Origin of the sequence: Isoptericola halotolerans (assembly GCF_003003075.1) — a bacterium.
GTDB lineage: Bacteria > Actinomycetota > Actinomycetes > Actinomycetales > Cellulomonadaceae > Isoptericola > Isoptericola halotolerans_A.
The window spans coordinates 332668-355950 of the sequence record NZ_PVTX01000001.1 but is presented as its reverse complement, the minus strand read 5'-3'; the positions used below and the strand labels follow the sequence as shown (position 1 = coordinate 355950).

Annotated in this window: 25 protein-coding genes and 1 riboswitch; of the genes, 11 read left to right on the top strand and 14 right to left on the bottom strand. The window is 73.8% G+C overall.

Annotated features, from left to right (window positions below):
- Window positions 1–30 precede the first annotated feature (30 nt).
- On the top strand, window positions 31–507 hold the full coding sequence (locus BCL65_RS01705; protein ID WP_106264595.1) for a redoxin family protein: 477 nt from the start codon (window positions 31–33) through the stop codon (window positions 505–507).
- Between the two features lie 13 nt (window positions 508–520).
- Here BCL65_RS01705 and BCL65_RS01700 read toward each other — a convergent pair whose 3' ends face one another.
- Window positions 521–1957, bottom strand: coding sequence for an aminotransferase class V-fold PLP-dependent enzyme (locus BCL65_RS01700; RefSeq protein ID WP_106264593.1), 1437 nt, complete (start codon window positions 1955–1957; stop codon window positions 521–523).
- Between the two features lie 31 nt (window positions 1958–1988).
- A riboswitch (SAM riboswitch) is annotated at window positions 1989–2104 on the bottom strand.
- Window positions 2105–2412: 308 nt separating this feature from the next.
- On the opposite strand from BCL65_RS01700, the gene BCL65_RS01695 reads away from it, so the two are divergent.
- The gene (locus BCL65_RS01695) at window positions 2413–2892 is read left to right on the top strand and encodes a rhodanese-like domain-containing protein (RefSeq protein WP_106264591.1); all 480 of its coding nucleotides are present in this window, start codon (window positions 2413–2415) and stop codon (window positions 2890–2892) included.
- Window positions 2889–4160 (top strand): O-succinylhomoserine sulfhydrylase, encoded by a 1272-nt coding sequence (locus BCL65_RS01690; RefSeq protein WP_106264589.1) that lies wholly within the window; start codon window positions 2889–2891, stop codon window positions 4158–4160. The genes BCL65_RS01695 and BCL65_RS01690 overlap by 4 nt, the downstream gene beginning before the upstream one ends.
- Before the next feature lie 27 nt (window positions 4161–4187).
- On the opposite strand, the gene BCL65_RS01685 is transcribed toward BCL65_RS01690, so the two are convergent.
- Complete coding sequence (locus BCL65_RS01685; RefSeq protein ID WP_106264587.1) at window positions 4188–5243, bottom strand: FUSC family protein; 1056 nt, start codon at window positions 5241–5243, stop codon at window positions 4188–4190.
- A gap of 170 nt (window positions 5244–5413) precedes the next feature.
- Between BCL65_RS01685 and BCL65_RS01680 the strand changes: the two genes are divergently transcribed.
- From BCL65_RS01680 to BCL65_RS01670, 3 genes are read left to right on the top strand one after another with little or no spacing between them, the layout of a single operon-like run.
- Window positions 5414–6451 carry an LLM class flavin-dependent oxidoreductase gene (locus BCL65_RS01680; protein ID WP_106264585.1) on the top strand — a complete coding sequence of 346 codons (1038 nt, stop codon included), beginning with the start codon at window positions 5414–5416 and terminating at the stop codon, window positions 6449–6451.
- Window positions 6452–6486: 35 nt separating this feature from the next.
- Entirely contained in the window at window positions 6487–7254 is a 768-nt protein-coding gene (locus BCL65_RS01675; protein WP_106264583.1) for an MBL fold metallo-hydrolase, read from the top strand.
- Window positions 7255–7295: 41 nt separating this feature from the next.
- Window positions 7296–8195 (top strand): LLM class flavin-dependent oxidoreductase, encoded by a 900-nt coding sequence (locus BCL65_RS01670; RefSeq protein WP_106264582.1) that lies wholly within the window; start codon window positions 7296–7298, stop codon window positions 8193–8195.
- A gap of 91 nt (window positions 8196–8286) precedes the next feature.
- Here the strand turns inward: BCL65_RS01670 and BCL65_RS01665 are convergent, their stop codons facing one another.
- Genes BCL65_RS01665 through purS form a run of 3 tightly spaced genes read right to left on the bottom strand, consistent with a single transcriptional unit; the run spans window position 8287 to window position 9817 of the window.
- Window positions 8287–8817, bottom strand: coding sequence for a GNAT family N-acetyltransferase (locus BCL65_RS01665; RefSeq protein WP_106264580.1), 531 nt, complete (start codon window positions 8815–8817; stop codon window positions 8287–8289).
- Complete coding sequence (purQ, locus tag BCL65_RS01660) at window positions 8814–9545, bottom strand: phosphoribosylformylglycinamidine synthase subunit PurQ (RefSeq protein ID WP_106264578.1); 732 nt, start codon at window positions 9543–9545, stop codon at window positions 8814–8816. The genes BCL65_RS01665 and purQ overlap by 4 nt, the downstream gene beginning before the upstream one ends.
- Window positions 9545–9817, bottom strand: coding sequence for a phosphoribosylformylglycinamidine synthase subunit PurS (gene purS, locus BCL65_RS01655; protein WP_106264576.1), 273 nt, complete (start codon window positions 9815–9817; stop codon window positions 9545–9547). Before purS ends, purQ begins: the two co-directional genes overlap by 1 nt.
- Before the next feature lie 218 nt (window positions 9818–10035).
- Here purS and BCL65_RS01650 point away from each other — a divergent pair, with 218 nt between their 5' ends.
- The 3 genes from BCL65_RS01650 to BCL65_RS01640 all read left to right on the top strand — a co-directional run bounded on the left by BCL65_RS01650 (window position 10036) and on the right by BCL65_RS01640 (window position 11969).
- Complete coding sequence (locus BCL65_RS01650) at window positions 10036–10875, top strand: DUF4190 domain-containing protein (RefSeq protein WP_125206477.1); 840 nt, start codon at window positions 10036–10038, stop codon at window positions 10873–10875.
- Between the two features lie 81 nt (window positions 10876–10956).
- Window positions 10957–11754, top strand: a complete 798-nt coding sequence (locus BCL65_RS01645) for a DUF2975 domain-containing protein (protein ID WP_106264572.1) — start codon at window positions 10957–10959, stop codon at window positions 11752–11754.
- Window positions 11754–11969, top strand: a complete 216-nt coding sequence (locus BCL65_RS01640; protein WP_106264570.1) for a helix-turn-helix domain-containing protein — start codon at window positions 11754–11756, stop codon at window positions 11967–11969. The genes BCL65_RS01645 and BCL65_RS01640 overlap by 1 nt, the downstream gene beginning before the upstream one ends.
- A gap of 6 nt (window positions 11970–11975) precedes the next feature.
- Here the strand turns inward: BCL65_RS01640 and BCL65_RS01635 are convergent, their stop codons facing one another.
- The 5 genes from BCL65_RS01635 to BCL65_RS01615 form a co-directional block, all read right to left on the bottom strand.
- Window positions 11976–12938: a phosphoribosylaminoimidazolesuccinocarboxamide synthase gene (locus BCL65_RS01635; RefSeq protein ID WP_106265147.1), complete on the bottom strand. Its 963-nt coding sequence runs from the start codon at window positions 12936–12938 to the stop codon at window positions 11976–11978.
- Window positions 12939–13013: 75 nt separating this feature from the next.
- Window positions 13014–14309 carry a phosphoribosylamine--glycine ligase gene (gene purD, locus BCL65_RS01630; RefSeq protein WP_106264568.1) on the bottom strand — a complete coding sequence of 432 codons (1296 nt, stop codon included), beginning with the start codon at window positions 14307–14309 and terminating at the stop codon, window positions 13014–13016.
- 85 nt (window positions 14310–14394) lie between these two features.
- Window positions 14395–15129 (bottom strand): transporter substrate-binding domain-containing protein, encoded by a 735-nt coding sequence (locus BCL65_RS01625; RefSeq protein WP_106264566.1) that lies wholly within the window; start codon window positions 15127–15129, stop codon window positions 14395–14397.
- A gap of 34 nt (window positions 15130–15163) precedes the next feature.
- Window positions 15164–16459, bottom strand: coding sequence for an adenylosuccinate synthase (locus BCL65_RS01620; protein WP_106264565.1), 1296 nt, complete (start codon window positions 16457–16459; stop codon window positions 15164–15166).
- A 120-nt stretch (window positions 16460–16579) separates the two neighbouring features.
- On the bottom strand, window positions 16580–16957 hold the full coding sequence (locus BCL65_RS01615) for an STAS domain-containing protein (protein WP_106264563.1): 378 nt from the start codon (window positions 16955–16957) through the stop codon (window positions 16580–16582).
- 124 nt (window positions 16958–17081) lie between these two features.
- Between BCL65_RS01615 and BCL65_RS01610 the strand changes: the two genes are divergently transcribed.
- On the top strand, window positions 17082–17531 hold the full coding sequence (locus BCL65_RS01610) for a DUF3151 domain-containing protein (RefSeq protein WP_106264561.1): 450 nt from the start codon (window positions 17082–17084) through the stop codon (window positions 17529–17531).
- A 71-nt stretch (window positions 17532–17602) separates the two neighbouring features.
- Here BCL65_RS01610 and BCL65_RS01605 read toward each other — a convergent pair whose 3' ends face one another.
- Complete coding sequence (locus tag BCL65_RS01605; RefSeq protein WP_106264559.1) at window positions 17603–19873, bottom strand: ATP-binding SpoIIE family protein phosphatase; 2271 nt, start codon at window positions 19871–19873, stop codon at window positions 17603–17605.
- A 114-nt stretch (window positions 19874–19987) separates the two neighbouring features.
- Between BCL65_RS01605 and BCL65_RS01600 the strand changes: the two genes are divergently transcribed.
- Complete coding sequence (locus BCL65_RS01600; protein ID WP_106264557.1) at window positions 19988–20410, top strand: STAS domain-containing protein; 423 nt, start codon at window positions 19988–19990, stop codon at window positions 20408–20410.
- A gap of 64 nt (window positions 20411–20474) precedes the next feature.
- Here BCL65_RS01600 and fbaA read toward each other — a convergent pair whose 3' ends face one another.
- The 3 genes from fbaA to BCL65_RS01585 all read right to left on the bottom strand — a co-directional run bounded on the left by fbaA (window position 20475) and on the right by BCL65_RS01585 (window position 23266).
- The gene (fbaA, locus tag BCL65_RS01595; protein ID WP_106264555.1) at window positions 20475–21494 is read right to left on the bottom strand and encodes a class II fructose-bisphosphate aldolase; all 1020 of its coding nucleotides are present in this window, start codon (window positions 21492–21494) and stop codon (window positions 20475–20477) included.
- A gap of 160 nt (window positions 21495–21654) precedes the next feature.
- Complete coding sequence (locus tag BCL65_RS01590; RefSeq protein WP_106264553.1) at window positions 21655–22299, bottom strand: TrmH family RNA methyltransferase; 645 nt, start codon at window positions 22297–22299, stop codon at window positions 21655–21657.
- Window positions 22292–23266, bottom strand: coding sequence for a DUF368 domain-containing protein (locus BCL65_RS01585; RefSeq protein ID WP_106264551.1), 975 nt, complete (start codon window positions 23264–23266; stop codon window positions 22292–22294). Before BCL65_RS01585 ends, BCL65_RS01590 begins: the two co-directional genes overlap by 8 nt.
- Between the last annotated feature and the right edge of the window lie 17 nt (window positions 23267–23283).

Sequence of the window (23283 nt, the reverse complement as noted above, 5' to 3'; positions counted from 1 at the left end):
TGCCACCACTCTACGACGGCAGGAGACCCCATGAGCACCGACGCGCGTCCCCCGCAGGACCAGCACCCCGCCCTCGGCACCACCCTGCCCCCGCTGACCCTCGTGTCCGCCGACGGGGAGCGCCGTCAGCTCGACGACGTCGTGGCCGGGCGCGCCGCCGTCGTGCACTTCATGCGGTCCGCGACCTGCCCCGTGTGCCTCGCGCACGCGGCGCAGGTCCAGCGCATGCACGACGCCGGCGAGCTCGCCGGTGCGGCGTTCCTGCTGCTGGCACCGGGCGGCGCGGCGGAGGCGGCCACGGCCGCCGGGCGTGCGGCACGCAGGTCGCCGCTGGCCGAGGTGTGGGCCACCGGCGACCACGCCGACGCGGGCCTCCGGAAGGTCGCGCTGCTGCAGCACAGCGGCACGTTCGTCCTCGACGACAGCGGAGTGGTGCGGTCCGCGCGCACGTCGGCGCTGCCGGTCTCGAGCTTCGACGCGGACGAGGTCCGCGCGGCCCTCGCCTGAGCGGGCTCCGGGCTCAGGCGTCCTCGGGCAGGCAGCCGAACGCCTCGTCGCCGCCGGGGCCGGCGGTGGCGAGCAGACCCTCGAGCCCGGAGCCCTCCGGCACGGGGCGCGGGTCGTCGACCACGATCCACAGGCCGTCGACGACGTCGTAGCGCGCCTGCGGGCCGTCGGCCACCAGGGCGCCCACGGCCGCGACCAGGCGCTCGACCTCCTCGCCGGCCGTGCCGACGCCCACGGACGACCGGACCGCCCCCGCGCCGTACCCGAGCCGGGAGAGCAGCGGGTGCGCGCAGAACCGGCCGTCGCGCACGCCGATGCCGTGCTCGGCCGACAGGTAGGCCGCGACCTGGCCGGGCTCGTACCCGGAGACGGTGAACGTCACGACCCCGACGGCGTCGGCGGCGTCGGGCCAGAGCCGCACGACCTCGACGCCCTCGATCGCCTCCAGGCCCCCGACGAGCCGCCGGCGCAGGGCGTCCTCGTGCCCGCGCAGCGCGTCCGCGTCGACGTCGGCCAGCGCCTCGCAGGCCGCGGCGAGCGCCACGGCGCCGAGCACGTTGGGCGACCCGGCCTCGTGCCGCGCAGGCCCGTCGTGCCACTCGGTCCCGTCCACCCGCACGCTGCGCACGGCGCCGCCGCCCGCGAGGTAGGGCGTGCCGGCGTCGAGCCAGTCACGCCGGCCCACCAGCACCCCGGCACCGAACGGCGCGTACGTCTTGTGCCCGGAGAACGCGAGGTAGTCGACGCCGGTCTCGGCCAGGGAGAAGCGGCGGTGCGGCACGAGCTGGGCGCCGTCGAGCAGCACGCGGGTGCCCACCGCGTGCGCGGCCTCGACCAGGTCCGCCACCGGCAGCACCTCGCCGGTGACGTTGGAGGCTCCGGTCACGGCCAGGAGCGCGTACCCGTGCCCGACGGCGGCACCCGCCGCCAGCTCGTCGCGCAGCGCCGCGACGGTGGCGGCGGCCGTCTCACGGCCGGTCAGCACGGTCGCCCGGGCGGACCGCTGCCAGGGCAGGAAGTTCGCGTGGTGCTCGACGTCGAGGACGAGCACCCGGCCGGGTTCGCCGTCGTCGGCGGCCGGCAGGCAGCCCGCGAGCAGGTTGAGCGCGTCGGTGGTGTTGCGCACGATCAGCGTGGCGTCGTCGTCCCGCGCGCCGACGAACTCGCCGATGGTGCGCCGGGCCGTCTCGTAGAGGGAGGTCGAGACCTGGGAGAGGTAGCCGGCGCCGCGGTGCACGGAGGCGTAGAGCGGCAGGGTGCGGGTGACGCGGTCGGCCACGGCCTGCAGCGCGGGGGCCGACGCGGCGACATCGAGGTTCGCGTACGGGACGCGGCGACCGTCGACCAGCGGGGCGGGCGTGTCGTGGCCCACCACCGGCAGGACGGGCGCGAGCTGCGCGACGACGGCGTCGACGTCGGTACAGGCGGGGGTCTCGGCGAGAGCGGTCATGCGGTCCTCCTCAGTGTCCCGGGGAGCGACCTCCCCGCGCTTGCCCGACGCCGGACGGCGCGGAGCCAGGTCGTCACCCGGGGCACCCCGCCGCGAGGGGAGGGTTGCCGGCCAGCGAGCCGGGGCTTCGCGCTGGCGCTCATGACCTGACGACAGGATCACCGGCGCGCGACGACGGTGTCAACACGTGGGCGCGTCGTCTCAGGATGCGATCATCCTGGGCCAGGATCGACGATCCGGTCGCAGGGCGCCCACGAGGTGAGACCGGCGTCCCGCGCACCGGACGCCGTGTCGTACGATCGCGGAGACCATCCCGAGCGGCCGAGTGACGTGGCACGTCGACGCCGCAGCAACCCGCGGGACCGGGCCGCCGCCGTCGAGCCTCGAGCGAGGCAGGCGCCAGCGGCGCGGGACCGGACGTGGGTGCTACCGCCACGACCGATGGGAGGAGTGCCATGACTGCACCGCTCGAACCACCGACCGAACCGCCGTTCGAACCGCGCCCCGCGCAGGGCTACGCCGGAGACATCACCCCGCAGCAGGCGTGGGACCTGCTCGCCGCCGACCCGGACGCCGTCCTGGTCGACGTCCGCACGGACGGCGAGTGGCGCACCGTCGGCGTCCCCGACGTCGGCGAGCTCGGCAAGAACACCGTCTTCAGCCAGTGGGTCACCGCGGACGGGCGCCCCAACCCCGCGTTCCTGGCCGAGCTGGAGACCGCGGGCGTCGGCCCCGACCGTCCGGTGGTGTTCCTGTGCCGCTCGGGGCAGCGCTCCATCGGTGCGGCCCGGCTGGCCACGTCCGCCGGCATCGGCCCGTCGTACAACGTCCTCGAGGGCTTCGAGGGTGCGCCGGGCTTCGGCGGGGTCCGCGACCAGCAGGGCTGGAAGGTGCGCGGCCTGCCCTGGGGCTCCTACGACGAGGCCACGGCGTGACCGGCACCGAGGTCCCCACGGGCCCGGGCGCCGACCCGGCCCGCTCCGGCGGCTCCGGCCGCGGCCCGCTGCCCGACGGCGTCCGCCCGGCCACCCTCGCCGTGCGCGGCGGTCACCGCCGCTCCGACTTCGAGGAGATGTCCGAGGGCATCTTTCTCACCCAGGGCTACACGTACGGTTCCGCCGCCGACGCCGAGGCGGCGTTCGCCGGCGAGACCTCGCGGTTCATGTACTCGCGCTACGGCAACCCCACCGTGCGCACCTTCGAGGAGCGGCTGCGTCTGATCGAGGGCGCCGAGGCCTGCTACGCGACCGCCAGCGGCATGTCCGCGGTGTTCACCACGCTGGCGGCACTGGTGTCCAGCGGCTCGCGCATCGTCTCCGCCCGCGCCCTGTTCGGCTCGACCAACGTCATCTACGACGAGATCCTCGCCAAGTGGGGCGTCCGCGTCGACCTCGTCGACGGGCACGTGCCCGAGCAGTGGGAGCAGGCCCTCGCCACCGGAGCCGACGTCGTGTTCTTCGAGACGCCGTCGAACCCCATGCAGGACCTCGTGGACGTGCGCCGCGTGTCCGAGCTCGCCCACGCGGCCGGGGCCGTCGTCGTCGTCGACAACGTGTTCGCCACGCCGATCCTGCAGAAGCCCTTCGAGCTCGGCGCCGACGTCGTCGTCTACTCCGCGACCAAGCACATCGACGGCCAGGGTCGCGTGCTCGGCGGGGCCATCCTCGGCTCCGAGGAGTTCCTGTCGGGGCCGGTCCAGACGTTCCTGCGGCACACCGGACCGTCGCTCAGCCCGTTCAACGCCTGGGTGCTGCTCAAGGGGCTCGAGACGCTCGACGTGCGCGTCCGCGCCCAGAACGCGGCCGCCCTGCAGGTCGCCCAGGCCCTGGAGGGCCACGCCGAGGTTGCGCGGGTGCTCTACCCGTACCTGCCCTCGCACCCGCAGCACGAGCTGGCGCTCTCCCAGCAGAGCGGCGGCGGCACCGTCGTCACGCTCGAGCTCACGGTGCCCGACGGCGCCTCCCCGGACGAGGCGAAGCAGCGCGCCTTCCGCTTCCTCGACGCCCTGCGGGTCGTGGACCTGTCCAACAACCTCGGCGACGCCAAGTCGATCGTCACGCACCCGGCGACCACCACGCACCGCAAGCTCGGCGCGGAAGGGCGCGCCGCGGTCGGGATCGGGGAGGCGACCGTGCGGTTGTCGGTCGGGCTCGAGGACCCGCTGGACATCATCGAGGACGTGGACCAGGCGCTGCGGGCCTAGCCCGCACGGAGCGGCACCGGCGGCCGCTCAGCCGCGGAACGCGGCGACGGCGCGGTGCAGCGCGACCGCGGACGCCGCCGAGACCAGCTCCTCGCTCGCCTCCGGCGGCTCCCGCCGGAACCGCCCGTCGAAGTCCTGCACCGCCTCCTCGAAGCGGTCGACCAGGGGCCCGCGCTCGGTCCCGCGGACGTCCGCCCGCAGGACCTCGACGAGGCCGCGCAGAGCCCGCACGAGCGAGGCCCGCAACCCGTCGCCGAGCTCGACCGGCTCGGCGGCGTCGACCAGCAGGCTCGCCAGCTGGTCCACCGAGGCGACCACCGTCTCGAGCTCGCGGATGCGCACCTGCTGCCCGTCGGCCCAGCGGCGGTGCCGCCGCACGCGAGGGTTGCCCCGCTCCGCCTCGCGGGTGTGGCCGCTCTCGTCGCGTCCCAGGTCCAGCGCCCGTCGCAGCGTGTGGCGACGTCGGTTCCAGTCGTCGACCGACGGGTCCTGCCGGGCGTCCAGCTCGTTCGCGAGGTCCTCGGTCACGTCCGCCAGCACGGTGCTCAGCCGGTCGAGCGCGTCCTCGGTGGGTGTGAGCCGCAGGGGCGGCATCGCCAGGTTCACACCGATGCCGACGACGGCACCCGCGGCGACCAGCCCGGCGAACGACCCCACGTACTCCAGCGCGTCGGCGTTGCCGAGGATCAGCACGAAGATCGCCGACGTCGCGACCCACGTGCCCATCTCCCCGAAGAACCGCCAACCGGATATGAGCAGCGACACCCCCACGACGACGGCGACCGACGGCGCTCCCGGGGACAGGAACGCGTCGGCGGCGCGGGCGATCCCTGCACCCGCCAGCACGGCGGCGGTGACCTGGAGCGAGTCCCGGACGGAGCGCACCAGGGTGCTCGTGGTCGCGATCACCGCGCCGAGCGGCGCGTAGTAGGGGTACTCCGACAACGGAGCGGGGGCGAGCACCCCGACGAACCAGGCGATGCCCGCGGCGATCGCGCCGCGTGCGGCCAACGACCAGCGCGGTTGCCGCAGCCACGTGCGGTGCAGGGTGCTGATCGGTCCCGTGGTCGTGCGTCCGCCCACCGGGGTCCCTCCTCTCGTCGTCGGCCCCCTGCCTCGCCCTGATCGTGGGCGCGTCGACGGGTCGCCGCATCCGGAGCCCCGGCGGCAGCGGCAGCGGCAGCGGCAGCGGCGTGATGCTCGCCCCACCCGTACCGGGAAGTCCTGGGGCGCCCCGACGGTTGCTCCTGGCGATGAGCACCTCACCCTCCCTCTCCGTCCTGGACCTGGTCCCCGTCCGCTCCGGGCAGACGAGCGCCCAGGCGCTGGCCGCCTCGCTCGCCCTCGTGGAGCGTGCCGACGAGCTCGGCTACGAGCGCTACTGGTTCGCCGAGCACCACAACATGGCCGCGGTCGCCGCCTCGACACCGCCGGTGATGATCGCCGCCGCGGCGGCTCGGACCTCGCGGATCCGGGTCGGGTCGGGCGGTGTCATGCTCCCGAACCACGCTCCGCTGGTGGTCGCCGAGCAGTTCGCCGCCCTGGAGGCCCTCGCACCGGGGCGGATCGACCTGGGCATCGGCCGCGCGCCGGGCTCCGACCCGGTGGTGACGGCGCTGCTGCGGGCGTCCGGACCGACGTCGGACGTCGAGAGGTTCCCCGAGCACGTGCAGAACATCCTCGCGCTCATGGAGCCCGACGGCGCCCGGCTGCGCCTGACCGACGGCAAGATCTACGACGTGCGCGCCACCCCGGCGGCCACCGGTTCCCCGACCGTGTGGCTGCTCGGCTCGAGCGACTACTCTGCCCGGCTCGCGGCGGAGCTCGGGCTGCCCTACGTGTTCGCCAACCACTTCTCCGGAGCCGGCATCGACCAGGTGCTGGCCCTGTACCGCGACGGCTACCGGCCGAGCGACGCGCACCCGGAGCCACGCACGTTCCTCACCGTCAACGCCGTCGTGGCCCCGACGGCCGACGAGGCGCACGAACGCGCGCTGCCCCAGCTCCGGGCGATGGCCCGGCTGCGCACCGGCAGGCCGATGGGACGCGCCGAGACGGTCGAGGAGGCGCTCGCGACGCCGCTGGACGGGCTCGGCCAGCAGATGATCGACGACATGCGGTCCCGCTGGGTGATCGGCGAGCCCGAGGCCGCCCGCCAGGAGATCGCGGACCTCGCAGCACGACGCGGGGTCGACGAGGTCATGGTCGTCCCGGTGGCCGGCACGTACGCGGGCGAGCCGCTGGACGCCACTCCCGGCCGGGTGCGCACGCTGGAGCTCCTCGCGGACTGACCGCCCCGGTCCACGCCGCGCGGCGCCGTGCCACCATGGGCGGCGTGACGCCTTCGGTGACGGTGCTGCGCGCCGACAATCCCGGCCCGATGACCCTCGACGGGACCCGCTCGGTGGTGCTGCGCGCACCGGGATCGCCGTCGTGCGTGGTGGTGGACCCGGGGCCCGACGACGACACCCACCTGCGCGCCCTGGCCGCGGCCGGCCCGGTCGACCTGGTGCTGGTCACCCACCGGCACGCCGACCACACGGCCGGTTCGCCGCGGCTGCGGGAGCTGACCGGCGCCCCGGTGCGGGCGGCGGACCCCGAGCACTGCCACGGGGGCGCACCCCTGCGCGACGGAGAGGTGATCGAGGCCGCCGGTGTGCGGATCGAGGTGGTCGCCACGCCGGGCCACACCGGCGACTCCGTCTCGTTCCGGGTCGACGGCCCCGGCGAGGCACCGGTGGTGCTCACCGGCGACACGGTGCTCGGCCGCGGCACCACCGTCATCGCGGAGCCCGACGGCTCGCTCGCGGACTACCTGCACAGCCTCGACGTGCTGGAACGTCTCGGTGCTGGACGGCTCGCCGTCCCGGCGCACGGTCCCGCTATCGAGGACCTCGGTGCGGCCGTGCAGGCCTACCGGTCCCACCGCCTGGAGCGGCTGGCCCAGGTGCGCGCGGTACTCGCTGCGCTCGGCCCCGAAGCCACGGTGGACGACGTCGTCGCCCACGTGTACGCCGACGTCGACGCCGCGGTGCTGCCCGCCGCCCGCCAGTCCGTCGCCGCGCAGCTCGCCTACCTGCGCGCGGAGCGCTGAGCACCGCGACCGCGTCGGTGCCCCGTTGCATGATGGGGGCCATGACTGCAGCGCCGCTCACGTCGCCCGCTCCCCGCCTCGGGGTCGCCTTCGTCCCGACCTACCCGCCCGAGAGCCTGCGCACGCTGGCGACCGCGGCCGAGGACGCCGGTCTCGACGACCTGTGGGTCTGGGAGGACTGCTTCAAGCAGAGCGGGCTCGCCTCGGCGGCCGCCGCCCTGGCGTGGACGGACCGCGTCCGCGTCGGCCTCGGGCTCATGCCCGCGCCGCTGCGCAGCACGGCGATCACCGCGATGGAGATCGCGACCCTGGCGCGGATGTTCCCCGGCCGGTTCGTGCCGGCCGTCGGGCACGGTGTGCAGGAGTGGATGGCGCAGTCGGGAGTGAAGGTCGGCTCCCCCCTCACGCTGCTGCGCGAGACGACCGATGCCCTCCGCCGGCTCCTGGCCGGCAAGGAGGTGACGACGTCGGGCCGCTACGTGCACCTGGACGCCGTCCGACTCGACTGGCCGCCCGCGGACGACGTGCCGCTCTGGCTCGGCGGTGTCGGGCCACGGTCCCTCGAGCTGGCCGGCGAGCTCGGCGACGGCCTGATCCTGGCGAACGCGCTGACGCCCGACGACGTCCGCGCCGCGGTGGGCACGGCCCAGGAGGCCGCCCGGGCGGCCGGGCACGAGCTGACCGACGTGCACGCCACGCTCATCGCCACGACCGGGCCGGGAGCCGAGGACCGCCTGGCGCGGGAGCTCCCGCAGTGGGGCGCCGCGCCGGACCGCGGCATCGGAGCCGCCGGTGACGCGGCGGCGATCGCCGCGGGCGTCCGCGCGCTCGCCGACGCCGGTGCCACCGCCGTCGCGATCCAGCCCACGGCGGACGACCCGGACCTCGTGGGTTTCGTCGAGCTGCTCGGCCGCGAGGTGCGGCCGCTGCTGCACGCCTGAGCACCGCCGATCCAGCCGCTTCGTTCGGCAGCTCGCGTCACGTTCGGCAATTCAAGTTGCCGAACGACGCCGAAGCTGCCGAACGAGAGAGTCAGAGATCCTTGCCGAAGCAGCGCTGGTCGGGCTCGGCGGCGTACCGACCGTAGGACTCGATCGGCTCGTAGCCCAGCGCCGGGTAGAGGGCCATCGCCTCCGGCTGCGCCGTCCCGGTCTCGAGCACGAGGCGGCGGAAGCCCGCCTGGCGCGCGGCCCGCTCCAGACCCGCCATGAGCCGTCGTGCGATGCCCCGCCCGCGGTGGCCGTCGAGCACGTAGACCCGCTTGACCTCACCGGTGGCCGCGGGGTGCGTGGCACCCCGGCCGCGGCCGTCGTCGGTGCCCGAGACGTCCCGGATGCTGCCGCAGCCCGCCGGGGCCCCGTCGACCCGTGCCAGCAGGGTCACGACGATGCTCGCCGGGTCGATGACCTCCTTCGCGTCCTCGTCCCCGCCGTAGCGGCGCCCGAGGTCCGCGACGGCCTCGGCACGCAGAGCGGCGGCGTCGGCGTCCCCCCAGGGCACCTCGACGATCTCCGCCGTGCCGGCGCAGACCTCCGCCGTCACGCGAGGGCTTCTCGTGGTCACGCGTGGACGAGCGAGGCCAGCACCGAGGTGAAGAAGCCGAGACCGTCCGTACCGGCACGGTGACCCTCGGCGCTGTCCGGGCCGAACCCGGCCTCGACGGCGTGCTCAGGGTGCGGCATGAGACCGACCACGTTGCCCGCGGCGTTGGTGATGCCCGCGATGTCGCGGCGCGAACCGTTCGGGTTCGTGCCGACGTAGCGGAACGCGACCCGGCCCTCGCCCTCGAGCTCGTCGAGGGTGCGCTCGTCGGCGACGAACTGGCCGTCCTGGTTCTTCAGCGGGATCGTGATCTGCTGCCCCGCGGTGTACCGGTTGGTCCAGGCGGTCTCGGCGTTCTCGACGGCGAGCACCTGCTCGCGGCACACGAAGTGCAGGTGGTCGTTCTTGACCATGGACCCCGGCAGCAGGTGCGACTCGGTGAGGACCTGGAACCCGTTGCAGATGCCCAGCACGGGCATCCCGCCGCGGGCGGCGTCGACGACGGCGTCCATCGCGGGGGCGAACCGGGAGATCGCGCCGGCTCGCAGGTAGTCGCCGTAGGAGAACCCGCCGGGCAGCACGACCGCGTCGACGTTCTGCAGGTCGCCGTCGGCGTGGAACAGCGACACCGGCTCGCCGCCGGCGAGGCGGACGGCGCGGGCGGCGTCCCGGTCGTCCAGCGTCCCGGGGAACGTGATGACGCCGATGCGGGCGGAGGCCAGCGTCCTCTCCACGGTGCCGGCGCTCATCAGGCGGACACCCCGGCGGACTCCTCCGAGGCGTCGGCGACGCGCACGACGTCCTCGATGACCGGGTTGGACAGCAGCGTCCCGGCGGCCTGACGGGCGGCCTCGAGCACCTCGGGCGTCACCTCGCCGTCGACCTCGAGCTCGAACCGCTTGCCCTGACGGACACCGGAGAACTGCGTGAAACCGAGGCGCGGCAGCGCCCCGACCACGGCCTTGCCCTGGGGGTCCAGGATCTCGGGCTTGGGCATGACCTCGACGACGACGCGTCCCACAACGGGCTCCTCAGGGCTCTGCACGGGCCGTCGCTCCGGGATCCCGGTCCACGCGCGGACGGTACGAGCTACGCGGGGCGCGCGAGACGGGCGGGAGCACGACGGCGGGATTCCGGCGTCAGTCTACCCGTCCCGGTCCGTGACCCGGGTCTCGCCCACCGTCGGTGGGCACCGCTAGGGTCGCAACTGTCGCAACAGCACACACAACTGGAGAAACCGTGACGTCGACCCCTTCGCCCGACCCGTACCGGCCGGCGGACGGCACCGCCACACCGACCCCGCCGACGGGTCCCTACCCGTCCCGTGACGGTGCAGGGCAGGACGCACCGCCGGCGGCCCCGGGCACGTCGCCGTACGGCCCTGGTCAGCCGCCCGCACCAGTGCCCGGGGAACAGCCGTCGTACGCGGCACCGCAGCCGCAGGGGACCGACGGCGTCTCGATCGCAGCGCTGGTCACGGGCATCCTGGGCATGGCCCTCGTCGCGGTGGGGCTCGGTATCGCGGGCCTGGTCCGGACCAAGCGGTCCGGCCGCTCCGGCAAGGGCTTCGCGATCGCGGGCATCGTCCTCGGCGCGATCGCGACCGTCGCCTGGAGCCTGGTCATCGTGTTCTTCTTCGTGCTGGCCACCAACGAGGACGTCCAGGACAGCTTCCAGGAGGGGTTCCAGGAGAGCTTCAACGACAGCTACCAGCAGTCGATGGGGCTCGACATGGTCGTGGGCGACTGCTTCGACCCGCCGGCCGACCTCACCAGCGGCGACCCGATGAGCCCCGCGGACTGCGCCGGCCCGCACGGCGCCGAGGTCATCGCCGTGGACCAGGTCGAAGCCACGGAGTACCCCGGCGACGACGCGATGGTCAGCCAGATCGAGACGCTGTGCCTGGACGCATTCTCCGAGTACATCGGCGTCGAGTACGCGGACTCCGCGCTCGAGGCGGTCTACTTCCACCCCACCCAGGCGTCGTGGGCCCTCGGGGACCGGCTGCTGCTCTGCTCGGCGGCCACGATGGACGGCAGCCCGCTCGAGGCGGGCAGCGTCGCCGGCTCCGGCCTCTGACGACTCCAGCCCCCGACGCTTGACGTATCGATTCTCGATAAGAGATCGTCGCCCAACGATGTGAACACATCGAAAGACAATATGGGAGACGAACCGATGGCCCGAGCACGGCGAGCGTTCAAGATCGGGGGCTGGGTCGCCCTGGCCGCCGCCGTCGTCACTGCGGCCCTGGCCGTCGCGGCGGCGGTGATCGGTGCCATGGCACTGACGGGCAAGGTGACCTACCCGGCGGACTACAGCCTCGGCCCCCTGTACTTCCAGGACACGCTGTCGGTCCAGGTGACGACCGCGTCGCCGGTCTGCCAGGAGTTCGACATCACCGAGCTCTTGCCGAACGAGTACCCCGGCGACGGATCGTTCTGCTACAAGCTCGTCCAGGACGGCGGCGAACAGCTCATCCGCGACGACGTCGTCTACCAGGACCCCAGCCTCCGGCCGACGGAGGCTGTGCTGACCGGCGAGGTTCGCCTGGCCACGACGGGCGGCTGGAACCCCTGGGTGGCCGCCCAGGTCGTCAAGCAGGTGATCATCGGGACGGTGATCACCGTATGGCTGCTCCTGCTGTGGCGACTGCTCGCGGCGGCGGCAGCCGGGAACGCGTTCAGCGCGAGGACCGTGCAGTATCTGCGCGCCATGGGCTGGCTGACGATCGCCAGCGCAGCCCTGGCACCGGCACTGGACCACTTCACCGGTTTGCACCAGGTCCAAGCGCTCCACTTCGCGGGGTACGGACCGCCGTTCCTCGACCCGGTGGGGACGCAGGGCTACCCCGACGGCGTGGACCTCGTCCAGGTCGCGCTCGGAGGTCTGGTGCTCCTCGTGGCCGAGGTCTTCCGCCACGGCGCCGCCATCGAGGACGAGCGCAGGCTGACGGTCTGATGCCGATCGTGATCCGGCTCGACCGGATGCTGGTCGAACGGAAGATGACGCTCACCGAGCTCGCCGACCGGGTCGGCGTCACGGTGGCGAACCTGTCCATCCTCAAGACGGGCAAGGCCAGGGCGGTGCGACTCGCCACCCTCGACGCCATCTGCCGGGAGCTCGACTGCCAGCCCGGCGACCTGCTCGAGCACGTCGACCACGTCGCGTCCTGACGTCGGTCAGGCCAGCGCCGCGCCCGTGATCCGCTCGTACGCCTCGAGGTAGCGGTCGCGGGTGCGGCGCACGACGTCGGCGGGCAGCGCGGGCGGTTCGCCCCCGCCCGCGCGGTCCCACCCGGAGGCGTCCGAGGTGAGCCAGTCCCGCACGAACTGCTTGTCGAAGCTCGGCTGCGCCCGGCCCGGCTCCCAGGAGTCGGCGGGCCAGAACCGGGAGCTGTCCGGGGTGAGCACCTCGTCGCCGAGGACGATCCGCTCGGCGCCGGTCCCGCCGTCGGGCACCGTGCCGAACTCGAGCTTGGTGTCCGCGAGGACGACGCCGCGGTCCCGGGCGATCTCCTCGGCGCGGCGGTAGACCGCCAGCGTGAGGTCGCGCAGGCGAGCGGCGTCCTCGCCGCCGATCCGGCGCGCCACCTCGTCGAACGGCACGTTCTCGTCGTGCTCCCCCACCTCGGCCTTGGTCGCCGGGGTGAAGATCGGCTCCGGCAGGCGGGAGCCGTCCACCAGGCCGTCCGGCAACGGGATGCCGGTGACCTCGCCGCCGGCCCGGTACTCGGCCAGTCCCGAACCGGTGAGGTAGCCGCGCGCCACGCACTCGACGGGGAACATCTCCAGGCGACGGCAGATCATCGCGCGGCCGACGACGACGTCGGGCACCAGCCCGTCGCCCGGCTCGGCGCTGGGCTCGGTGGTCACCACGTGGTTGTCGACCAGGTCGGCGAGCTGCTCGAACCACCACAGGCTGAGCTGCGTGAGCACCACACCCTTGTCGGGGATGCCCGGCGACAGGACGTGGTCGTACGCGGAGACCCGGTCGCTCGCGACGACGAGGACGACGTCACCCAGCGGGTGCACCCCGCCGAGCGCGGGCAGGTCCGGCTCGTACAGGTCGCGGACCTTGCCGGAGTACACGTGCCGCCAGCCGGGCAGGTCCAGCGGGCCGCCGGCGAAGGCGTCGTTGGTCAGGTTCTCGGGCGTCGAGGTGGGGCGCGCGTCGGTCACGGCGCACAGTCTCTCACTCCGCCGTCCGACGGGCCGAGCTCAGGGCACGGACACCTCGCCGCGCTCCGCCCGGAGCGCGATGTCGCTGCGGTGGTGCGAGCCCGGCAGGTCCACCAGCGCGACCCCCGCGTACGACGCCGCGCGTGCGGCCGCGAGGTCCGCGCCGTGCCCGACCACCGACAGGACGCGGCCCCCGGCGCTGACGAGCGTGCCGCCGTCGGCCACCGCGGTGCCGGCGTGCAGCACGTGCACCCCGTCCAGCGCGGCCGCCGCGTCGATCCCGCTGATCGGGTCGCCCTTGCGGGGCGACTCGGGGTAGCCCTGCGACGCCACGACGACGTTGACGACGGCGTCGTCGGACCAGTTGAGCGGCTCGATCTCGGCGAGCCTGCCCTGGGCGGCGGCCAGCAGCACGCCCGACAGCGGGGTGCGCAACCGCGCCAGCACCGCCTGGATCTCCGGGTCGCCGAACCGCACGTTGAACTCGACGACACGGGTCCCGCGGGAGGTCAGCGCGAGCCCCACGTACAGCACACCGGTGAACGGTGTGCCACGGCGAGCCATCTCGTCGACGGTGGGCTGGGCGATGCGGTCGACCACCTCACCGACGAGCCCGGCAGGAGCCCAGTCGAGCGGCGTGTAGGCGCCCATCCCCCCGGTGTTGGGTCCGGCGTCGTCGTCGCCCACGCGCTTGAAGTCCTGTGCGGGCACCATCGGCACCACGGTCGTGCCGTCGCAGAGGCAGAACAGGGACACCTCCGGGCCGTCCAGGTACTCCTCGATCACCACGGTGCCCGCGTCGCCGCGGGCGGCCAGGGAGGCTCGGGCGTGCTCGACGGCGGCGTCCCGGTCGGACGTCACCACGACGCCCTTGCCGGCGGCCAGCCCGTCGTCCTTGACGACGAACGGCGGCCCGAAGGCATCGAGGGCCGCGGTGACCTCGTCGAGGGTGGTGCACACGTGGGCCATCGCCGTCGGCACGTTGGCCGCGGCCATGACCTCCTTCGCGAACGCCTTCGATCCCTCGAGCCTCGCGGCCTCGGCGGACGGGCCGAACACCGGCACCCCGGCGGCCCGCACGGCGTCGGCGACCCCGGCGACCAGCGGTGCCTCCGGACCCACGACGACGAGGTCCGCGCCGAGCGAGACGGCGAGCGCAGCGACCGCCCCGCCGTCGTTCGCGTCCACCGCGTGCACCGTGGCCTGCGCTCGCATGCCCGGGTTCCCGGGAGCCGCGTGCAGCTCGTGCGCGACACCGCCGGCAGCCGGCTCCGAGGCGAGGGAGTGGACGATGGCGTGCTCGCGGGCACCGTTCCCGACGACGAGGATCTTCACGGGCGCCCAGTCTAGGGGCGCCCACGACCGCCTGCCAGGACCACGGCCCTGACCGGTGGCGTCGTGCCGGGGACGACCGGCCGGGTCAGGCAGGCGTCCCCGGCACGGTCGCCTCCTGACCGGACCGCGCGAGGGCCGCGGCGACGAACCCGCCGTCGCGCAGGGCCACGACCGCGTCCCGCAGCCACGCGACGGCCTCCGGCGAGCGGTCGCGACCGGTGGCGACGGCCTGGCGGATCTCGGTGAAACGTGGCTCGACGACGCGCAGCCCGGGCCGCTGCGCGACCCACCGCTCGACCGGCTGACGGATGCCCGCCGCGACCTCGAGGCCCTCGGCCTCGAACACGGCCGTCCCCTCGTCGCCGCGGACCACCTCGGCTCGCGTCAGCGTGCGCGTGAGGTAGAGGTCGTAGGCGGACCCCTCCTTGACCCCGACACGCACCCCGGGGGCGTCCACGTCGTCCGCGACCTGCACGGACGACGCCTGCGGGACGGCGAACACGCCCTCGATCAGCACGTACGGCTCGGTGAACGCGACCTCGGCGGCGCGGGCGGGCTCCACGGCGAGGAAGCCGACGTCGGCATGCCCCTCCGCCACGGCCGCGAACGACAACCGGGCGGCGTCGACGCACTCGAACGACACCGGCACCCCGAGATGGTCGGCGAGCTCCCGGGCGATGTCCACGGTGACGCCCCGCGGCTCGTCCGGCGCGCCCTGGGCGAGCACCGGGTTGCCGAGGTTCACCACCGCCCGCAGCGCACCCTCCGGGGCGAGCGCGGCGACGACGTCAGGGCCGGGGACGGGCGGCTGGTCGACCATGCCCGCGAGTGTAGACAGCGGTGCTGCCGACGACTCAGGCCCGCGCGTGGATCAGGTCGTGGATCCCGATGATCTCGTCGCGGCGCGGCCCGACGCCGATGGCGGAGACCCGGCAGCCGGAGATCTCCTCGAGCCGGCGCACGTAACGCTGGGCGTTGACCGGCAGGTCCTCGAACGTCCGGCAGCGCGAGATGTCCTCCCACCAGCCGTCGAGCTCCTCGTAGATCGGCTTCGCGTGGTGGAACGCCGTCTGGTCGATCGGCATCTCGTCGTACCGCTCGCCGTCGACGTCGTACGCGACGCAGACCGGGACCTTCTCCAGGCCGGTGAGCACGTCGAGCTTGGTCAGCACCAGGTCCGTGAGCCCGTTGACGCGCGCCGCGTAGCGGGAGATGACGGCGTCGTACCAGCCGCAGCGGCGGGCCCGGCCCGTCGTCACGCCGAACTCGCCGCCGGCCTTCTGCAGGTAGGCGCCCATGTCGTCGAACAGCTCCGTCGGGAACGGCCCCTCGCCCACCCGGGTGGTGTAGGCCTTGACCACGCCGATCACGGAGTCGACGCGCGTGGGCCCGACGCCGGAGCCCGTCACCGCGCCGCCGGCCGTCGCGTTCGACGACGTGACGAACGGGTACGTGCCGTGGTCGACGTCGAGCATCGTCGCCTGGCCGCCCTCGAACAGGACGGTCTCGCCGCGATCGAGCGCCTGGTTCAGCGCGAGCCCGGTGTCGGCCACCATGGGCCGCAGCCGCTCCGCGTGCTGCAGGAGCTCGTCGACGGTCTCCTGGACCTCGATGGCCCGGCGGTTGTAGACCTTCACCAGCAGGTGGTTCTTCTGGTCGAGGGCGCCCTCGATCTTCTCCGCCAGGATCTTCTCGTCGAAGAGGTCCGCGACACGCAGTCCGACGCGGTTGATCTTGTCCGCGTAGGCGGGCCCGATCCCGCGGCCCGTCGTGCCGATCCGGCGCTTGCCCAGGAACCGCTCGGTCACCTTGTCCACCGTGCGGTGGTAGCCGGCGATGACGTGCGCGCCCTGCGAGACGAGCAGGCGCGAGACGTCCACACCGCGCTCGATCAGCCCGTCCAGCTCCTCGAAGAGGACCTCGATGTCCACCACGACGCCGTTCGAGATGACCGGCGTGACGCCGGGCGACAGGATGCCGGACGGCAACAGGTGCAGGGCGTACTTCTCGTCCCCGATGACGACGGTGTGCCCGGCGTTGTTGCCGCCGTTGAACTTCACCACGTAGTCGACGCGGTCTCCGAGAAGATCGGTCGCCTTCCCCTTGCCCTCATCGCCCCACTGGGCGCCGACGAGCACCACGGCTGGCATGGATCAACTCTCCTCGTGAATCGGTGAGCCCGGGGGCTGCCCCGGGCCTCGCCGAAGTTTACCCGGCCATGACCTTGGCCCGGGGCCGGGGGCGGCGCCGGGCGGGTCGCGGCCGGCAGGTCAGGACGGTCGCGGGCGTTGCGGGAGCTGGACCGGTGTCGCCCCGGTGGACGTGTCCGACTGCTCGCACTGGTGGTCGTGGTCGATCCGGAACAGGTCGAGCGCGCCGCAGACCTCCAGCACGAAGAGGTCGCGCTCGTCGGACCCGCGGAGCACCGTCGCGCCACCGCGCTTGCGCCCCGAGTCCGCCAGGGAGATGAGGAACGCCGCCCCGGTGGAGTCCATGAACGTCACCCGGCACATGTCGATCACCAGGAGCTGACGGCGCAGCCCCACCACCCGCGCCGCGATCTCGGGGAACTGGTCCCGCTCGGCAAGGTCCAGGTCCCCGGCGATCACGAGCGTCGTCGTCGTCGAGGACGTCGCGATCTCGATCATGCCCACGAGACTACCCGCGTCGGGCGCTCCACGGACCCCCGAGGCCGCCCTCGACGTCGCGTCGGGCAGCGCGCCGTGGGTGCACGGCGTGGGCAATCGGCCGATCGCCTGGGAGAATGTCGCCATGAGCACCTCCCAGCCTGTGGACAACCTTCTCGGTGGGCCGCCCCCGACGTACCTGCCGGACGAGCACGCCGCGGCGCGGACCGCCCTCGCCGAGGGCCAGGACCCGGCCCGCGTCGCCGCCGCGGACCCGGCGTCGAGCCTGGTGTGGGCCGTGCTGGCCGAGCAGACGCTCGACGGGGGCGACGACGTCGTCCACGCCGTGACCGCCTACGCCTACGCGCGCACCGGCTACCACCGCGGGCTCGACGCGCTGCGGCGCGCGGGCTGGAGGGGCCAGGGGAAGATCCCCGCCGACCACCTGCCCAACCAAGGATTCCTGCGAGCCCTGCTCTCCCTGTCGCGTGCCGCCGGCAGCATCGGCGAGGACGCGGAGGCCGACCGCTGCGCGCAGTTCCTCGTGGACGCCGGCACCTCGGCGGGCGAGGTGCGCACGCTCACGCTGAGCTGACGCGAACGGGGCTGACGCGCACGGGGCTGACGCGCACGGGGCTGCCGCGGACGCCGGGCCGACACGGGGCCTCAGCCCGGCAGCGGGACCGAGTCCTGCCCATCGGCGGGCTGCGACCGCAGCTTGGCCCACACCAGCTTGCCCGAGCCCGCGGGACGCCAGCCCCAGTCCGCCAGCCGCTCGACGATCTGCATGCCGAACCCGCCCACCCGGTTCGGGTGCCCGTCGGTGGCCACCGGCGGTGCGGGGTTGGCGTCCTCGACCTCGATCCGCAGGCCGTCGCCCGTGTCGAAGAGGCGCAGGGCGATGTTCCCCCAGCCGTGCAGCACGCCGTTCGCCACGAGCTCGGAGACCACCAGCTCGGCGGCCGCGGACTCCGGCAGCCCCCAGGCCTGGCAGGTGCGCAGCACGGCGTGCCGCGCCCGCCCGATGGACGCGGGCTCGCTCGGGAGCAGCCAGCGCCGCGAGCGCGGGCTCAGCGCCGTCACCTGGGCGTCCTGCACCGGGTCCGGCACCCGCACGACCACGATGGCGACGTCGTCCTCCGGGGAGTCCGCCAGCCGGGAGAGCAGCTCCTCGCCGACGCCCGCGGAGTCCCGCGCCGTGATGCGGCCCGACATCTCCACGAGGGTGTCCAGCCCCACCTTCAGCGACCGGTCGCGGCGCTCGATGAGACCGTCGGTGTAGAACAGCAGGATGTCGCCGCGGTGCAGCACCTCGCTGCCCGTCGTGCGGGTCGTGGTGCCGAACCCGACGAGGGAGCCGCCCGCGCCCGCGAGCTGCCGGACGTCGCCGTCGCGCAGCAGCAGCGGGGGCAGGTGGCCGGCGCGCGTGTACTCGACCGACCACGAGTCGTCGTCGGCGACGTGGCGCAGCGTGGCGTAGACCATCGAGGCGGGGCGGGGCACGCGCATCCCTGCGACGAGCTGGTCGACCCGGTCGAGCACCGTCCCGGGCGTCGTCAGCTCGTAGGCGTAGGCGCGCACCACCGACCGGAGCTGGCCCATCGCGGCCGCGGCCTCGACGTCGTGCCCGACGACGTCACCGATGACGAGCCCGACCGTGCCGTCGCTGATCTGCAGCACGTCGTACCAGTCGCCGCCCACCTGGGCGTGCTCCGCGTTGGGCGCGTAGTAGGTCCAGACGTCGAGCCCCGAGACGTCCGCCTGCTCCGGCAGCATCGCGCGCTGCAACGCCTCGGCGAGCCGGTGCTCCCGGGCGTACAGGCGCGCGTTGTCGATGGCCGTGCCCGCACGGCGCGCGACGACCTCGACGACGGTGAAGATGTGCTCCGGCCCGGGCTCGGACCAGCCACCGGCCTCGGTGGCGCCCGGCCCGCGGGCGGCGTCGCCGTGCCACGTCACGAGCAGGCCCAGCACCCGCCGTCGGCCCGCCACGGCGTGCACGACGACGGAGCGCGGCACCACGCCCGACTCCTCCACCACGCGGCGCACCAGGTCGCGGCGCAGCCAGCCCGACGCCGAGTGCGGGCCGTAGGACCCGCCCAGGTCGAGACGGACCGGACCGTCGACCACGCCGTCGAGCAGCTCCTGGACGTGGTCGACCGACGGGGCGGCACCCGGGGTGCGAGCGCTCCCATCCGGTCCGCCGGCCGGCGCCTCGCCCGGTTCGTCGGGGTGCGGGGCGTCGCCCTGCAGGTCGTCGGTGTGCCACGTCTCCGGCACGTACCGGGTGTGCCGCCGGCCGCGGCCGGAGGGGGGCGACGCGACGTCGACGCCCTCGGCGTACTGCAGGCCGTCGTCGTTGAGGTAGAAGCCGCTCCACGGGACGAGCGAGCGCAGCAGGTCCGCGATGTCCCGCAGCGCGAACGGGTACTCCAGGTCGCCCAGGAGCTCCGTCGTCTGGGCGATGAGGTCCAGGTCGGCACGCTGCCGGCGCTCGACCTCCAGCGAGGCGAGCTGGGCGGCCTGCTGGTCGACGTACTCGGAGACGTCGGTCGTGACGCCGACCCAGCGCATCTCCTCGCCCTCGGCGTGCGGGATCGGCGTGACGTCCACCTGCAGCCAGCTGACGCCGCCGTCGCGCTTGCGGGCGCTGACGATGCGCCGCATCGAACGCCCCGCGGCGAGGTCCGCCTGGGCGGCGGCACGGTTCGGGTCGTCCTCGACGAGTGCCAGGAGCGGGTGCGGGCCGAGCATCCGCAGGCCGTCGGCGCCGACGCCGACCAGCCGCTCGAAGGCCTCGTTGACCCAGATCACCGGCATCCCGGCCTCCCACGGCCCGGTGATGAAGGCGGGGACGGTGGTGGTGGCGATCGCGGCGGCGAGCTGCTCGCCGGAAACCAGGGCCGCGAGCGAGGAAGGGACGGGCAAATCGGTCATACGCCCTCCGTTTCCGACGTGTCGCGGCCAAGTTGGTGCATTCGCTGCACATTCAACCGTAGATTGGTGTCCGCTGAGACCCGAGAAGAGCGAGCAGCTCGAGGAAGGAGCACCGTGCAGGAGGGATCGAACGCGACGCCGAGCGCCCCGGCGGCCGGCGACGGCACGGGGCACACGGCGCCCCAGATCGGCGACCCCGCGAGCATCCACGTCATCGTGGGCACCTCCCGGGCACGGGTCGTCCTCTCGGGCGAGATCGACGCCGACGTCAGCGCCGAGCTCGGCGAGGCGATCTCCGACGCCGAGGCCTCGGGCCTCCCGGTGGAGCTCGACGCGCACCACGTCACCTTCATGGACTCCTCCGGCGTGGCGTTCCTGGCGCGGCTGGCGTCACGGAGCCCGCACAAGGTGCGGGTGCTGCGCGCACCTCCCACCGTGCGGTTCCTCCTCGAGGTCACCCGGATCGGCGAGCTCCTGGAGATCGTCGACGAGGACCCCGGCGTCGACCTGGACATCACGACCGCCGGCCCTCGCTGACGCACGACGCCCCTCCGCCGGTGACCGGCGAAGGGGCGCTGAGCACTCTCTCGACGAGGAGAGATCACATCTTGTGGCCGGCCGAGCGCAGCCACTGGCACGCCTCGACGATGCGCGCGGCCATGCCGGCCTCGGCCAGCTTGCCCCAGGCGCGCGGGTCGTAGGCCTTCTTGTTGCCGACCTCGCCGTCGACCTTCAGGACGCCGTCGTAGTTGGTGAAGAAGTGACCGGCGACGGGGCGCGAGAACGCGTACTGCGTGTCCGTGTCGATGTTCATCTTGATGACGCCGTTGTCGACCGCCGTGGCGACCTCCTCGGCCGTGGAGCCGGACCCACCGTGGAACACGAGGTCGAACGGGTTCTCCTGGCCGATCTCGGCGCCGACGGCCTGCTGGATCTCGGCGAGGATCTCCGGACGCAGCTTGACGGCACCCGGCTTGTAGACGCCGTGCACGTTGCCGAAGGTCAGGGCCGTCAGGTAGCGGCCCTTCTCGCCGGCGCCGAGGGCGCGGACCGTGGCCAGGCCGTCCTCGACCGTGGTGTAGAGCTTCTCGTTGATCTCGGCCTCGTGGCCGTCCTCCTCGCCGCCGACGACGCCGATCTCGACCTCGAGGATGGTGCGCGCGGCCTGCGACAGCTCGAGCAGCTCCTCGGCGATGACGAGGTTCTCCTCCAGCGGGATGTCCGAGCCGTCGAACATGTGCGACTGGAAGGTCGGGTTCTTGCCCGCCTTCACCTGCTCCGCCTCGAGGGCCAGCAGCGGGCGGACCCAGGAGTCGAGATTCTTCTTGACGCAGTGGTCGGTGTGGATCGCGATGTTGACGGGGTAGTTCTTCGCGACCTCGGCGGCGTACGCGGCGAGGGCCAGCGAGCCGGAGACGCGGTCCTTGATCGTGGAGCCCGAGGCGTACTCGCCGCCGCCCACGGAGACCTGGATGATGCCGTCCGACTCCGCCTCGGCGAAGCCCTGGAGCGCGGCGGTGACGGTCTGCGACGAGGTGATGTTGACGGCGGGGTAGGCGAACTTGCCAGCCTTCGCCCGGTCGATCATCTCGGCGTAGACCTCGGGGGTTGCGATAGGCATCTGCGGTACTCCAATGAGGGAACGTACGAGGAACGCAGGCGGGCGGGCGACACACCCTCACTGGTGGCGAGCGGCCTCCGGGCCCGCATGCATCCAGATTTTCTCACGACCCGGTCATGGGCGTCACATCCGGGCCCGCAGAGCGAGACGGTCGCCCGGGTCACGCGTGCTGCAGGGCCCAGGTGTGCATCGCGATCGCGGCCGCCGCACCGGCGTTCAGCGAGCGCGTGGAGCCGTGCTGGGTGATGTGGACGACGACGTCGCAGGCGGCCTGCGCCGCCGGCGTCAGCCCGCTCGACTCCTGGCCGAACAGCAGCACGCAGCGGGCCGGCAGCTCCCGGCGCTCCAGGGGCACCGAGCCCGGCACGTTGTCGACGCCCACGATCGGCAGCCGCTCCCCCGCCGGTCCCGCCGTCGCCGCCCAGTCCGTCAGCGCCCCGGCGTCCGCGTGGTGGTGGACGTGGAGGTAGCGGTCGGTGACCATCGCGCCCCGCCGGTTCCACCGCCGTCGGCCCACGATGTGCACCCCGGCGACGTTGAAGGCGTTGGCCGTGCGGACCACGGACCCGATGTTGAGGTCGTGCGCCCAGTTCTCGATCGCCACGTGCAACCGGCGGTCCGGTGGGCGGCGTCCGTCCAGGTCCGCCACGATCGCGTCGACGGTCCAGTACCGGTAGCGGTCGACGACGTTGCGGCGGTCCCCGTGGGCCAGCAGCTCCGGGTCGTACCGGGGGTCGTCCGGCGGCTCGCCGGGCCAGGGACCGACGCCGACCGGCGCGGGGGCGCCGTCGTCGGGCTCAGGCATGCTCGTCGGTCCGCGACGACTCCCACCAGATCGCGGCGCCCACGACGGCGGCGCCCGCCACGGCGATCAGGACCGGGCCGACGGCGGCGCCGGCGCCGGGCGGGGCCAGCAGCCCCTGGTCGGCGTCCTGCCACGGCCACAACGCTCGCAGCGAGCCGATCATCAGGCCCGCCAGCACCGCCATCGTCACCTGACGGCGGTGCTCGAGGAGCCAGTGCAGCAGCTTGACGAAGCTCGCCAGGCCGACGACGGCACCCAGGGCGAACGCGCCGACGAACGCCAGGTCGCGGTCGCTCACGGCCTCCTGCACCGGCACGTACAGGCCCATGACCAGCAGCAGCGTCGACCCGGACACCCCGGGGAGCACCAGGGCGTTGATCGCGATGGCGGCACCGATGAACACGTACCAGAGGGACGGGTCCGCCACCTCCGCGGGCGGCAGACCCACGAGGAAGAACCCGACGACGACGGCCACGGCGAGGACCGCGCCGTCGGCGAGCCGGAACCGGTGGGGCATCATCCGCAGCGGGACCACGACCGCCACGGCGATCATGCCGAAGAACAGCGCCCGCATCATGACGGGCTGGGACTCGACGAGCGGGGCGATGACGCTCAGCGACACGAGCAGCAGGACGGCCATGCCGACCAGCACGGGCAGCAGGAACCGCCAGTCCACAGCCCGCAGCGCCCGCCCGGCGGGGCGCAGGCCTCTGCCCTTGGCGACACCCTGGACCAGCTCGCGGCCCGCGTGCACCACCTGGCTGGCGGCCGTCAGCAGCCGGTCGTAGAGGCCGGTCACCAGGGCGATGGTGCCGCCGGAGATGCCGGGCACCGACTCCGCCATCCCCACGAACCCACCGCGCAGGGCGAGCCCGGGAGCCGCCCGCCACGAGGTCCCCGCAGGGGGTGCGGCGTGGCGGCGCACGGCGCCGGAGTGCGTCGGGGGTTCCTGGGCCTCGTCGATCACAGAGGAAGCCTACGGCT